The sequence below is a fragment of the Nocardioides zhouii genome, from assembly GCF_004137345.1.
In the GTDB taxonomy this organism is placed as follows: Bacteria; Actinomycetota; Actinomycetes; order Propionibacteriales; family Nocardioidaceae; genus Nocardioides; species Nocardioides zhouii.
Genome location: NZ_SDWV01000028.1, coordinates 1 through 12,238, shown reverse-complemented (window position 1 = coordinate 12,238; position 12,238 = coordinate 1). Strand labels below are relative to the sequence as shown.

The following is a 12,238-nucleotide window of genomic DNA, read 5'->3' as shown; positions in this document are numbered from 1 at the left end:
GTCAGCCCACCGACGCGGAGCGCGTGTCGCCGTCCGACAGGGCCGAGAAGTCCTCGACGATCCCGCGCGCCAGTGTCTCGGCGGTCAGGCCGATGCGGGTGAGGATCGCGTCGCGCTTCGCGTGGTCGAGGAACTCCTGCGGGATCCCGTGGAGGCGGAACGGCGTGTGCACCCCGGCGTCGTTGAGGGTCTGGAGCAGCACCGCACCGCAGCCGCCGACGCGGCCGTTGTCCTCGACGCTGACGACCAGGCGGTGCCTGCGCGCCAGCTCGACGATCGCCGGGTCGACCGGCTTGACCCATCGGGGGTCGACCACGGTCACGCCGATGCCCTGCGCGGTCAGCCGCTCGGCGACCTCGACAGCCGTCGTGGCCATCGAGCCGACGGCGACGATGAGCACGTCGTGGTCACCCTCGCGGACCAGCACGTCAGCGCCGCCGGCGCGATCGATCGCCGGCACGTCCGCCGGGGGCGGGCCCTTGGGGAAGCGCACCACGGTGGGTGCGTCGTCGACCTCGACGGCCTCGTCGAGGAGCTCGCGGAGGCGGGTGACGTCGCGCGGCGCCGCCAGCCGCAGGCCCGGCACCACCTGGAGGATCGACATGTCCCACATGCCGTTGTGGCTGGCGCCGTCGTCGCCGGTGACCCCGGAGCGGTCCAGGACGAAGGTGACGCCGCACTTGTGCAACGCGACGTCCATCAGCACCTGGTCGAAGGCCCGGTTGAGGAAGGTGGCGTACACCGCGAAGACCGGGTGGAGCCCACCCATCGCGAGGCCGGCTGCCGACGTCACGGCGTGCTGCTCGGCGATGCCGACGTCGAAGGTGCGCTCGGGGTACTTCTGCGCGAAGACGTCGAGGCCGACGGGGTGCATCATCGCGGCGGTGATCGCCACGACGTCGGTGCGACGGGCGCCCAGGTCGACGATCGCCTCGGAGAAGTGGTCGGTCCAGATCTTGCCCTTGGGCTTCTCCGCACCGGTCTGCACGTCGAAGGGACCGGGCGCGTGGAACTGGTCGGCCTCGTGGCGCAGGGCCGGGTCGTAGCCCTGGCCCTTGCGGGTGATGGCGTGGACGATGACCGGCCCGCCGAAGCGCTTGGCCTGCGCCAGCGCCTGCTCCATCGCCGCGCGGTCGTGGCCGTCGACCGGCCCGACGTACTTGAGGCCGAGGTCCTCGAAGAGGCCCTGCGGCGCGAGCGCGTCCTTCATGCCCTTCTTGACCGCGTGGAGCGCGTCGTACGCCGCGTGGCCGACGCCCGGCACCGCGTTGAGCCGCTTCTTGACCAGGTCGAGGACCTGCTCGTAGCGCGGGTTGGTGCGCAGCGCCGTGAGCGCGGTCGCGAGGCCGCCGATCGTGGGCGTGTAGGACCGCTCGTTGTCGTTGACCACGATCACGAGCCGGCTCGACCGGGCGATCGCGATGTTGTTGAGCGCCTCCCACGCCATCCCGCCGGTCAGCGCGCCATCACCGATCACGGCCACGACGTGGCGGTCGTCGCCGCGGATGGCGTACGCCTTGGCGAGCCCGTCGGCGTAGGACAGCGATGTGGACGCGTGGGAGTTCTCCACGATGTCGTGGTCGGACTCGGCCTGGCTGGGGTAGCCGCTGACGCCGCCCTCCTTGCGGAGCGTGTCGAAGCGCGGGTGCCGGCCGGTGACGAGCTTGTGGACGTACGACTGGTGGCCGGTGTCGAAGACGACCCGGTCGCGCGGGGACTCGAAGACGCGGTGGATCGCGAGGGTCAGCTCGACCACGCCGAGGTTGGGGCCGAGGTGCCCGGAGTTCGTGGCGACGGTGCGGATCATCACGTCGCGGATCTCGGCGGCCAGCTCGGCCAGCTGCTCCTCCGACAGCCCGCGGAGGTCGCGCGGGGAGGAGATCGAGTCGAGGAGTGCCATGTCGACCGAGTCTATTTCATGCCAGGTCGTGGACGGCCACCGCAGGCTCGTGGAGGCTGCCCAGCCAGACCTGCCCGTCGTGCTCCCGCACGCCGGTGACCATGTGGAAGCCGGGGTGGTCGATGTCGACGTCGTGCACCAGCCGGCCGTCGAGGTCGTACGCCTGCGCACGGATCGTGCGCTTCGGTGCGGGTTGCAGGCGCTCGGGGATCCTGGTGACCAGCTTGCGGAGCGCCAGCGGGGCGGAGCCGAGGCGCTCGACGAGCCCGTCGAGCGGGCTGCCGATCGTCACCCAGATGAGCCCGTCGCTGCCGCGGCTGATGTTGTCCGGATAGCCCGGCAGGTCCTGCGCGAGATGGTCGCGCTCACCGGCGCGCGGCCCGGTCAGCCAGAGGCGTACGACGGTGCGCGCGCGGGTCTCGGCGACGCACACGAACGACTCGTCCTGGGCCAGGGCCACCCCGTTGGCGAAGGCCAGGCCGTCGAGCACGACCGTGACCGTGCCGTCGGGATCGCGCCGCGCAAGGCGGCCGGTGCGGGTGTCCTGGATGAAGTCGTCCTTCCACTGCTCGATGCCGTAGTGACGGGAGGAGTCCGAGAACCAGATCGTCCCGTCCGCGGCGACGGCGGCGTTGTTGCAGAACCTCATCGGGCGGCCCTCGAGCCGGTCGAGCAGCACCTCGACCGCGCCCGAGCGGGGGTCGACCCGCAGCAGGCCGCGCCTGGCGTCGCACACCAGCAGGTCACCGCCGTCCAGGAGCTCGAGGCCGAGCGGGCGACCGCCCGTGTCGGCCACGCGCCGGGCGCTGCCGGTCGCCGCGTCGATCGCCCAGATCGCACCGTCCTCGGTGCCCGTCCAGACGATGCCGTCGGGGCCGACGAGCACGTCCTCGGCGCCCATCGACGGGACGGGGTGCACGGTGAAGGTCATGCTCGCTCCTGGCGTGTGAGTGCGGTGTAGGTCGGTGAGTCGAGGAAGGCGGGGACGATGTCGGTCGTACCGGCTGTCAGGTCCAGTCCGCGCGCGACGTCCGGGTCGACGAACACGATCTGTCGGCCCTCGCGGCAGTCGATGTCGCTGTCGGTCAGGTCGGTCGCGGCGACGTAGACCTGCATCAGGTCCCAGGTGCCGTAGGCCTCGCGGTGGTCGACGACGAACTCGCCGAAGAACGTGAGGTCGCCGGGTGGGAGGCGTACGCCGGTCTCCTCCTCGAGCTCGCGGTGGGCCGCGGGCTCGAACTCCTCGCCCGGATCGACGTGGCCTCCGGCGAGGCCCCACTTCTCGGGGTCGATGCGCGGGTGCTCGTCGCGCTCCTGCAGGAGGATCCAGCCCCTCCGGTCGACCAGGATGACGCCGGAGAAGCGGTGCTGGTCGGCTGCGGGCACGAACGGGTGCGCCGCGGTCCACGCGCGGAGCACCGGTGCCACCATCGCGGTCGACCGCACGAGGTCGAGGTCGGGCAGCGGGTCCGCGTCGACGAAGACCATCTGGCGGCCCTCGTGGCACTCCACGTCGCGGTCGCTGAGGGCGGTCCGCGCCACGTACGCGTGGAAGTGGAAGGTGCCGTGGTCGTCGGTGACCAGCTCGAACTGCCCGAGGTCGGTCAGGTCCTCCGGCGCGAGGACGACACCGGTCTCCTCGGCAAGCTCGCGTACGGCGCCCGCGGCCGGCTCCTCGCCGTCCTCGAGGCCACCGCCGGGGAAGCACCACATGTCCGGCCACACCGGCGCGTGCTCGTCGCGCTCCTGCATCAGCACCCGCCCGCGTGGATCGATCAGGGTCACCTGGACGAAGTCGGTGCGGACGGCGCTCCCGCTCGCTGGCTGCATCCGCCGACCCTAGCCACATCCCACGAGGTCGGAGCTCACATCCGCACCCGGTAGCGCCGCCCGCGCAGCGCGTCCTCGACCAGGCCGACCTCGCGGCGTACGCCGAGCAGGCGGGCGTCCTCGAGCTGGAAGGTCTGCACCGCCGCCGTCACGACCGCCTCGTCGGCCACGTCCCTGAGGTCGCCCCGGATCTCGCTCAGTCCGCGCCGGGTGGCCAGCTGCTGCGCCTCGACGTGCAGCACCGCGAACCTCGCCAGCACGACGACGTGCCGGCGCAGGCCGGAGAACCGGCGGTAGTCCGGCGGGCACTGGTCCAGCAGCCAGCTCGCCGCGGTCACCTCCCAGTCGGGTGCATCGGGCGGGCGCACCTGGCGCGGCCAGCCCGGCGGCGCGACGCCCCGGTGGCCCTGCGGTGGCGTGGGGCGCTGCCGGGGCTGGGGGGTGGGGAACACGTAGCCACTCTATCGAACACCTGTTCGTTTGTGACAGGGTTCAGGCCAGCCCGAGCGCCGCCTCGACGTCGGCCAGGTCGGGGTCGCGCAGCCCGGTCGAGTCGTGCCGCCACCACACCTCGGGATAGACCACCCGACCCGTCATCCACTCCTCGAGGGCGAAGGGAACGACCTGGAACGCCGGTGGCGGCACCCGAGTCGTCGGCGCCTCGATGCCGTACGTCGCCGCCGGCTCGAAGCAGCGGGCGGAGTAGAACGACGGACTGCCCTCGAGGAATAGGGCCGGCCGGCCGAGTCCGCGGGCCGCGTGGATCGCTGCGGCCACGAGGGCCGTGCCGATCCCCCGCTCCTGGTGTGCGGGCGACGTGCTCAGCGGCGACAGCATGCAGGCCGCGACCAGCTCACGCCTCGCGTCGATCCAGCAGTGGCTGATCCCGACGTGGCCGACGACCTCGCCCTCGACGACGGCCACCCGTTCCGCCAGCAGGTGCTCCCCCGCGCGGACGTCGGACCACAGGTCCCCGACCTGGTCGCCGTGGGCGGGGTCGGCGGCCCCGAACGCGGCTCGGATCACGGCATCGATGCCGGCCGTGTCGGCTGCGGAGGCGGACCGGATCTCGACGTCTGGCTGCTGGCTCATCGACACCACGCTAGCGCCCGACGCGTTCGCGGAGCCCGGCCGCGAGACCGATGATCGTGAGCGCGTCGAAGGCCCCGCCGACCGTGCCGGCCAGCCGCTGGTGGCGGACCGGTCCGAGCCGCAGCCGCAGGTGCACGCGGGTGCCAGTGGTCCCGATCGGCGCCAGGTGCAGGCACCAGGTGAGGTCGGTGCGCCCGCGTCGAGAGGTGTAGACCAGCGTCCGCGGTTCCTCGATCGCAGCCAGCGTGAAGGTCGCGTCGGACCCACCCCAGTCCGGGATCACGTCGCCGACCTCGTGGTCCAGCCACCGGGGCTCGATGCGCCGCAGGGCCCGGCGCGACCGCGGCACGAGCCGCTCGACGGACCCGGGCAGGTACCACCCCGCGCGACGCTTGCCCAGCTGGACGAGCCACGGCCAGACCTCGTCGGGCGGCGCAGGCAGGTCGAACGCGCGGTCCATCACGACATCGGCTGCCACGAGCTCGTCGCCGGGCAGCGGGGCGTGCCGCTCCGCGCCGGTGGCGCGCGCCCGGTCCACCGGGTCATCCCTCCAGGAAGGACCAGCGGACCTCGCGCCGGTCGTTGTCGACGTTGAGGTCAACGAGGCAGATGCTCTGCCAGGTGCCGAGCGCGAGCCGACCCGCCAGCACCGGCACCGTGCAGTGCGGCGGCACGATCGCCGGCATCACGTGCGAGCGACCGTGCCCCGGCGAGCCGTGGCGGTGCCGCCACCGGTCGTCGGCGGGCAACAGGTCGGCGAGCGCGGCGAGCAGGTCGTCGTCCGACCCCGCGCCCGTCTCGACGATCGCGAGACCCGCCGTGGCGTGGGGCACGAAGACGTGCAGCAGGCCGTCACCGCGATCGGCGACGAAGTCGGCCGCGTCGGCGGTCAGGTCGAGCACCACCTCGTCGCCGCCGGTGCGATAGGTGCGGGTCTCGCTGTGCATGCGCGCCACGCTAGCGCCGCGTCCCTCCTCGTGCAGGATGGGCGCATGTCGATCCGCGTACGGCTGGGGGCGGGCTCCGGCATCGAGCTGCTGATGTCGGCGGTCTCGGTCGCCGATGCCGACTGGCGCGGGGTCTTCGAGCGCGGGCCTGCGTCGTACGCCGCCGCGAGGGCCGCCGGCGGCAGCGACCTCGTGCGCGACGTCGCCCGCTTCGGCCGGTTCGGCTGGATCAACCTGGCCGGCCCCCTCACCGGGACGCGTGCCGCGTGGACGGTCGATGCGCTGCGGGAGTGGGTGGACGGGTCGGACCCCGACGAGCTCCGTCTCGTCCTGACCGGTGCCCGCCGCCACCAGCTGCGGTCGCGTCTCGACGACGCGACCATCGCCGCCGCGGTGGGCGGGGACCGCGCAGCGCGTACGACCTGGCGCCGCGCGCTCGGCGACACTTTGCTCCAGGTGTCGCCCTGGTTGCTGAGCGCGGACGCCGCCACCATCCGGCGTACGTGCCTCTCCGTGATCGACCGGCTGCCCCACGAGCCGCGCGCCACTCCCCTGCCCCGGATGCGCCGCCGCCTCGAGGAGGTGGGACCCGAGGCGCTGCTGGCCGAGGTCGCTCCCGGGGTCGCCTACGGGTCCGGCGTCCTGGCGGACGTGGTGCTGGTGAGCTCGCCCGGCGTCGCGCCGATCCTGGTCGTCGTCGACGAGGCCGAACGCAGCGTGATCCTCCACCCGCCGCTCGCGGAGGACGGTCCCGACGACGCCGGCGCCAGGCTGCGCGAGCTGGGCCGAGCCCTCGGGGACGACACCCGGATCCGGCTGCTCCACACCCTCCGGCTCTCCCCCCGGACGCTGCCCGAGCTCTGCGAGTCCCTGGACAGCCCCCGCACCACACTGCTGCACCACCTCGCGCTGCTGCGGTCGTCGGGCCTGATCGAGATCGAGGTCCTGGCGGGCGAGGCCAACCTCTACGCACTGCGGCCGGCCGGCTTCGACGACCTCGCCCACGCGGCCCGCGCGTTCCCGCACGTCTAACCCAGTGTCGAAATATCTCGACACCTTGCTCTTGCGGGCCTAGCCTTCGGTCCATGGCGCGACTCCCCGGCTCGGTGGCTGCCCTGGTCCTGCTGGCCGGCCTCGGTGCCTGCGGCGGCACGGAACCGTTGCCGGAGCCGGATCCAGACACGGCGTCGCGGACGGCCGAGCCGACGACACCCGCGACGTCCGAGACGGAGATCGCGCCCTTCGTCGAGGTCGGGACCGCTCCGATAGGCCTCGCGGCCGACGGGGACGCCGCCGTGTGGGTCGTGCTGAGCGGTGACGACGCCGTGGGGCGGATCCCGGTCGGCGCGGACGAGCCCGACCTGACGGTCGACGTGCCCGGCACTCCGCTCCGTGCCGTCGCCGTCGACGGCGCACTCTGGGTCACGTCGTTCCGCGGCGAGCAGCTGCTGCGCATCGACACCGCCACCGGCACGGTCACCGACACGCTCCCGACCGGAGCCGGACCCGAGGGCGTCACCGCCGGCTTCGGCTCCGTCTGGTTCGTCGAGCAGGACTCCGGCACGCTCGTCCGGGTCGACCCCGGATCGGCGGAGGTGACGTCCCGGACTGACATCGGCGTGGGCGCGCGGCTCCCCCACGCCGGCCGGACGGCCGTCTACGTCGCCGCCTTTGCCGACGATCGGGTGCTGCGCGTCGATCCCCGCACCCTCGACGTACGCCGTTCCGCGAAGGTGTGCAGCGGCCCGCAGGGGATGGCGGAGGCGGCCGGACAGCTCTGGGTCGCGTGCACCTTCTCCGACGAGGTGGTCTCGCTCGACCCGGTGACGCTCGAGCGCACGTCACGGATCCCGGTCGAGGGCCTGCCCGACTCGGTCGTCGCCGAGGGCGGCCGGCTCCTCGTGGTGGCCGAGGAAGGTCCGCGGCTGGTGTCGATCGATCCCGCCTCCGGCGAGGTCACCGACGACGTGCTGCTGGGCGAGGAGACCGCGCTCTACGACAGCGCCAACCTCGACCTGGCCGTCGCCGGCGGCGAGGCCTGGGTGTCGTCCTTCAAGGCCGACCGGGTCTACCGCGTGCCCCTGCCCTAGGGGGCGTTCTTGCGGAGGTAGTCCAGCTGCTCCGGCGGAAGGGGCGGCACAGCGGGGATGTGGTTCACGCCCCGCTTCACGTAGGACTCCTTGTCGTGCGCCTTGAGGAAGTCGCTCAGCGAGCGCGAGACGACGCTGTGGTTGTTGACCTTGAACCCACCGAACGCGTTGATCTCGAACTCGCCCTCGAACTCCCACTTGCCGTTGCCGACCGGGTCGAAGGACCCCTCGTAGCGGTAGGTGATCGGCCAGGTCCGCGGGTCCGTCCCCGCAGCCGGGATCGGGCTGACCTTGATGACCGTGACCTTGCCCTCCGCCTTGGTCCAGTCCGTGGAGGTCGCGAGGTCCTTCTTCATCACGACGGTGGAGATCTCCCCGAAGGCATTGCCCTCCCACGTGACCACTAGGTCCGCGTTGGCCATCCCCGGCTTCATCGCGTCCAGGCTGAGGAACCGGTGCTTGTACGACTGCTTGGTCGCCGCCGCACCTGGCATCTGGAGCCTGGCCTGCGTCGTCAGCAGCCGCTCGACCTGCTGGTAGGTGAAGTCGAGGCCACCGCCCCCGGCCTGGAGCGCGCTCTGGGCGATGGACGCGCTGCCGAGCCCGATCTGGATGGCGTCCGCGATCGCGATCCCCGCGAGGGGGTTCTGCGCATACGAGTACGCCGTCATCGGCACCGCGAGCGTGCCGCCGCTCTCGTACACGGACTTCGCCAGCGCCGGCACCGCGTCATCGGACGGCACACCGGGCGGTCGGGCGTACAGGTCGGCCTCTGCCTGACGACGGCGGAGCAGCTCGTCGAGCTGGACGATGTCCGCACCGCGACGGGCCTGGACCCACTTCTTCATCTCCGCGGGGACCTGGCCGTGGGCGCCGTCCCGCAGCATCCGCAGCAGCGTCGAGCGGCGGAATGGATCCTCCCCGATGCCGCAGATGAAGCACGCCAGCGCGTCGACCTGGTTCTGGTTGAGGGAGACGGACGCGGTCTCGTCCAGCGTCCGCAGGGCAGCCGCCACACGTTGCTCCACGTCCGCGCCCTGCTCCCACTGTCGGATGAGCTCCATCCCTGCCCGGGAGACGCTGCGCGCGGCCCCGCTCGACCGGCTGCCGAGCTGGGAGACGTCGGACATCGGGACGACGACGGTGACCATCGACGTGTGCCCGAGCGACGTGGCGAAGGTGAGGGCGTCGGAGCTGATGGTGAGCGAGCCCTCCCCCTTGACCACGGGGGCACTCGACTTGATGGCCGCGATGGTGCCCACGTCGATGCTTGCGGCCAGCTGGTCGCCGACGACGGGGACGGCACCGACCACGGCCCGGACGGCGGCGTTCATCAGGCCGACGGTCCGGGTGTACGCACCCGTGATCGCGGTGTCGAAGCCCTGGCCGTCCTTCCAGTTGTTCCAGAAGAAGTACGTCGTCGGCTCGGGCAGCACGTTGAGGCCGACCGATCCGGACACGACCTTCGCCCCGGCGTCGAGCCAGGCCTGGTTCAGCGTCGACGCCTCGCAGTTCATCATGTAGACGCTCCGCAGGGGCAACGCCGAGCCGTACTCCGTCTTCCACCCTCGGATCGTCGTGTCGGTGATGTCGGCACCGCCGTCGTTGATCGCGATGGACTTGTCGCTCCCGTGGGTCAGGACGTAGACGTCGATGATCTTCCCGGCCCGCCCGAGGGCGAAGAGCTTCGCCTTCATGTCGTCGGCCAGGGACGCGCTGTTCCGCAGCACCGTCACGTCCGCATACTGACCGGGTTTGGCCTTCTCGTACCTGGCGAGTGCCAGCTCGGCGCTCTCCAGCAGGTTGTCGGTCACCTCCCTGAGCTTGCGCTCCACCGCAGAGACGATGTCCCGCTTGACCGAGCTCGGGATCATGCTCGACCCGGGCAGCGCGTCGAGGATCTTGTCGACGAGGGCGGGCAGGCCGAGGTCCACTCCCCCGTTGTCCAACAGGACCACGAGTGCCCGGTCGGTCGCCGCCATCGACCGGGACACGCTCTGGGCGCTCGCGTAGCCGTGGGGCCTGCTCAGCACCGGCCGGCTGGCGCCGCGACCCGGTGGCGGGGCGCACCTCAGGTAGTTGTGCATCTCGACAAAACGGTTCTGGGTCATGACGTCCTCCTGGACGAGCTGGACGAGCCCCTCAGGCCTTCTTGAGCTTCTTCTGGTCGAGGAGCTCCTTGATCAGGCTGTTGACGTTGCCGGAGAGGATCTCCGCGGCAGCGTTCACCAACCGGTCGGAGTCGGTGTTGGTGTACTCGTGCGCCAACCGGACGATGTCCTTGACGGACGCCGGCGTCGGTTGGGGCGTGTGACGCCACACCTTGGCGTGGAGCGCAGCCACGTCGATCCCGCTGACCCGGATGGCCGGGTCGGTGATCGTGGCCGCCGACTCCCCGACCGCGACCTGCATGATCGCCTTGGTCTCGGCCGTCAGGTGCCCGTCGCCCTTGAGGTGCCAGCTCCTGCCCGCCGCGTTGCTCACCATGTAGCCGCGCTCGTTGAGGTCGTCGTGCAGCGCCTTGACGACGAGGTTGGAGATCTTGTCGGGCTGCTGGGTGGCCGCCGCCTTGAGCAACGAGGCGAACCGGTCGGCGGAGTTGATGTCCGGGTGCCACTTGAGGCACAGGCCCCACACGCACACCGGGTAGTCGGCCGTCTCGAGGGCGCTGAACTTCTGGGCCACCTCACCGACGAACGCCTTCTTGGCCATCCGCTCGAAGAACCTCTCGCCGCCGGGGTTGAGGGCGGCCCCGAGATAGAAGTTCTGCCGGAACATCGACTTGAGCACTTCCTTGTTGAACAGGTGCCCGGCGGAGAAAGCGTCGGTCAGGAAGTGGTCGGCGAACGCGTTGCGGATGAGTGCCTGCTCGGGGAACGTGCCCGACGGGTTGGCGAGGTAGTAGCGCTGCGCCTCCTCGATCGCGGACCCGTGGAAGAACTCCCAGGCGGCCTTGTGGTTCGTGTGGGGGTTGTTCGGCGCGAACGGCAGCGGCAGCGTGTGCGGCGCGAAGTGGTCGTCGTTCTTGTCCGCGAGCACGAGGTACTGGCCGTGCGTGGCGTCGTCCCACTCCGAGTTCGAGACGTCGAGGCGCTTGTCTGACTTCTTCCCCTCGTAGTACTTCGTGCTGCGCTCGACGAGCGACTTCAACCTCAGCAGGTCGGCCGCCGGCATCGACATCATCGTCTCGGGCGCGCTGACCAGGTCCCCGCCCATCGCGACGACCTGCCCGTAGGAGAGCAGAACGCCCGGCGCGGCACCCACCCGGAGGGCGTCCGGGTAGAGGTTCCCGGCGGCGAGGACGCGCTCGCCGGTGTCGTACATCGCCACGCTGTGCGGATCGTCGTCGTCGCTCAGGCTCAGCGTCGTCGGCGCGCAGGCGGTGTTCCAGCCGGGCAGGTCCGACCAGCGGCCCTTGGGGTCGTCGGCGACGCCGTACGCCATCGGGACCGAGTGGGCAGCCGAGATCGCGTCGAGGTCGCGGATGAACTCGGCGCTGCCCACCAGCGGGTCGCCGTCGCGCACCGTCGACGGAGAGGCGGTGGGCGCTGCCGGGCGTGGCGCGGCGACGCTGAACGCCGCGGCCGAGGGCGGCAGCGAAGCGGCCTGTTGCTTCAGCGTCGCCATCCGGTCGAAGTCGCCGAACTTCTGCTGCTGCAGCTCGAGGGTGCCCAGGTCGTACGCATTGGCGTACTCCATGCTGGCGGCGAGCTGGTCGAAGAACGCGTGCTCGCTGGACATCGGCAGCCCGCTGGGCACCGGCGGCGCGTCGTCGGAGGGCAGCCGCCGTGGCGGGGTGTCGGTCACCTTCCGGGCCTCGGGGTCCCAGCTGGCCTGACCGGACAGGATGCGCTGCATGTCGGCGAGCAGCTCGGTCTCGCTCAGCGGGCCGGAGGCCTCGTCCGTGCGGTCGGGTCCGGACGCGAGTGGCGGGAGCTCCGGCTCGGGCGGCCGGGGGGTCTCGGGCGCCTCCGGGATGCGCAGCGCGGTCGGCTCCGGCGCGACCGGTGACACGGGGAGTGCCGGACGCGCGGGAGGCTCGACCGGCGCTGCAGGGGGCGCGCCGACCGGCTGCGGGGAGCTCACGACGTACTCGGGCGTGTCCGTCGCACCTCCGGGCGCGACGAGCACCTCGCCGTCGTCCATGCTCAGGGACAGGGCGGTCGGAACCGGCCGCTTGGCGTCAGGTTGCGTCGAGTAGCCGCTCCGCCTGCGTCGGTGCCGGCGGTGGGCGGGCCCACCGCCGTAGTAGGACGACAGCAGGGCGTCATAGTCGCTGAGGATCGAAGTCTTCCTGTCCATGCTCACTGGTGCACCATCTTCCTGTCGGCGGTCACCTGATCGCTGATGCACCCGAGGTGCCGTTGGGTCACTGCCCC

General features: G+C 71.7%; 11 protein-coding genes. 2 read left to right on the top strand and 9 right to left on the bottom strand.

The genetic code is table 11. The annotated features are described in order from the left end of the window. Nucleotide 1: 1 nt before the first annotated feature. Genes dxs through EUA94_RS19880 form a run of 7 tightly spaced genes read right to left on the bottom strand, consistent with a single transcriptional unit; the run spans nt 2 to nt 5,769 of the window. Nucleotides 2-1,900, bottom strand: coding sequence for a 1-deoxy-D-xylulose-5-phosphate synthase (dxs, locus tag EUA94_RS19910; protein WP_129428597.1), 1,899 nt, complete (start codon nt 1,898-1,900; stop codon nt 2-4). A 16-nt stretch (nt 1,901-1,916) separates the two neighbouring features. Next, nucleotides 1,917-2,831 carry an SMP-30/gluconolactonase/LRE family protein gene (locus EUA94_RS19905; protein ID WP_129428596.1) on the bottom strand — a complete coding sequence of 305 codons (915 nt, stop codon included), beginning with the start codon at nt 2,829-2,831 and terminating at the stop codon, nt 1,917-1,919. After that, entirely contained in the window at nt 2,828-3,730 is a 903-nt protein-coding gene (locus EUA94_RS19900; RefSeq protein ID WP_129428595.1) for an NUDIX domain-containing protein, read from the bottom strand. Before EUA94_RS19900 ends, EUA94_RS19905 begins: the two co-directional genes overlap by 4 nt. Nucleotides 3,731-3,765: 35 nt before the next feature. Next, nucleotides 3,766-4,182, bottom strand: coding sequence for a hypothetical protein (locus EUA94_RS19895; RefSeq protein ID WP_129428594.1), 417 nt, complete (start codon nt 4,180-4,182; stop codon nt 3,766-3,768). A 40-nt stretch (nt 4,183-4,222) separates the two neighbouring features. Then, nucleotides 4,223-4,822 (bottom strand): GNAT family N-acetyltransferase, encoded by a 600-nt coding sequence (locus tag EUA94_RS19890; RefSeq protein WP_129428593.1) that lies wholly within the window; start codon nt 4,820-4,822, stop codon nt 4,223-4,225. A gap of 10 nt (nt 4,823-4,832) precedes the next feature. After that, on the bottom strand, nt 4,833-5,360 hold the full coding sequence (locus EUA94_RS19885) for an SRPBCC family protein (protein ID WP_129428592.1): 528 nt from the start codon (nt 5,358-5,360) through the stop codon (nt 4,833-4,835). A gap of 4 nt (nt 5,361-5,364) precedes the next feature. Beyond that, nucleotides 5,365-5,769 (bottom strand): YjbQ family protein, encoded by a 405-nt coding sequence (locus EUA94_RS19880; protein WP_207210654.1) that lies wholly within the window; start codon nt 5,767-5,769, stop codon nt 5,365-5,367. A gap of 45 nt (nt 5,770-5,814) precedes the next feature. Here EUA94_RS19880 and EUA94_RS19875 point away from each other — a divergent pair, with 45 nt between their 5' ends. Both EUA94_RS19875 and EUA94_RS19870 read left to right on the top strand, forming a co-directional pair. Beyond that, entirely contained in the window at nt 5,815-6,801 is a 987-nt protein-coding gene (locus EUA94_RS19875) for a helix-turn-helix domain-containing protein (protein WP_129428590.1), read from the top strand. A gap of 53 nt (nt 6,802-6,854) precedes the next feature. After that, entirely contained in the window at nt 6,855-7,859 is a 1,005-nt protein-coding gene (locus EUA94_RS19870; RefSeq protein WP_129428589.1) for a virginiamycin B lyase family protein, read from the top strand. Here EUA94_RS19870 and EUA94_RS19865 read toward each other — a convergent pair. Both EUA94_RS19865 and EUA94_RS19860 read right to left on the bottom strand, forming a co-directional pair. Beyond that, on the bottom strand, nt 7,856-9,970 hold the full coding sequence (locus EUA94_RS19865) for a glycoside hydrolase family protein (protein WP_129428588.1): 2,115 nt from the start codon (nt 9,968-9,970) through the stop codon (nt 7,856-7,858). The genes EUA94_RS19870 and EUA94_RS19865 overlap by 4 nt on opposite strands. 31 nt (nt 9,971-10,001) lie before the next feature. Next, nucleotides 10,002-12,161, bottom strand: coding sequence for a hypothetical protein (locus EUA94_RS19860; protein WP_129428587.1), 2,160 nt, complete (start codon nt 12,159-12,161; stop codon nt 10,002-10,004). Nucleotides 12,162-12,238: the final 77 nt, after the last annotated feature.

What these genes read in the sequence shown, in the direction of transcription:
- EUA94_RS19870 (WP_129428589.1), top strand. Translation starts at nt 6,855, where the DNA reads ATGGCGCGACTCCCCGGCTCGGTGGCTGCCCTGGTCCTGCTGGCCGGC.
- EUA94_RS19860 (WP_129428587.1), bottom strand. Translation starts at nt 12,161, where the DNA reads ATGGACAGGAAGACTTCGATCCTCAGCGACTATGACGCCCTGCTGTCG.
- EUA94_RS19865 (WP_129428588.1), bottom strand. Translation starts at nt 9,970, where the DNA reads ATGACCCAGAACCGTTTTGTCGAGATGCACAACTACCTGAGGTGCGCC.
- EUA94_RS19875 (WP_129428590.1), top strand. Translation starts at nt 5,815, where the DNA reads ATGTCGATCCGCGTACGGCTGGGGGCGGGCTCCGGCATCGAGCTGCTG.
- EUA94_RS19890 (WP_129428593.1), bottom strand. Translation starts at nt 4,822, where the DNA reads ATGAGCCAGCAGCCAGACGTCGAGATCCGGTCCGCCTCCGCAGCCGAC.
- dxs (WP_129428597.1), bottom strand. Translation starts at nt 1,900, where the DNA reads ATGGCACTCCTCGACTCGATCTCCTCCCCGCGCGACCTCCGCGGGCTG.
- EUA94_RS19880 (WP_207210654.1), bottom strand. Translation starts at nt 5,769, where the DNA reads ATGCACAGCGAGACCCGCACCTATCGCACCGGCGGCGACGAGGTGGTG.
- EUA94_RS19905 (WP_129428596.1), bottom strand. Translation starts at nt 2,831, where the DNA reads ATGACCTTCACCGTGCACCCCGTCCCGTCGATGGGCGCCGAGGACGTG.
- EUA94_RS19900 (WP_129428595.1), bottom strand. Translation starts at nt 3,730, where the DNA reads ATGCAGCCAGCGAGCGGGAGCGCCGTCCGCACCGACTTCGTCCAGGTG.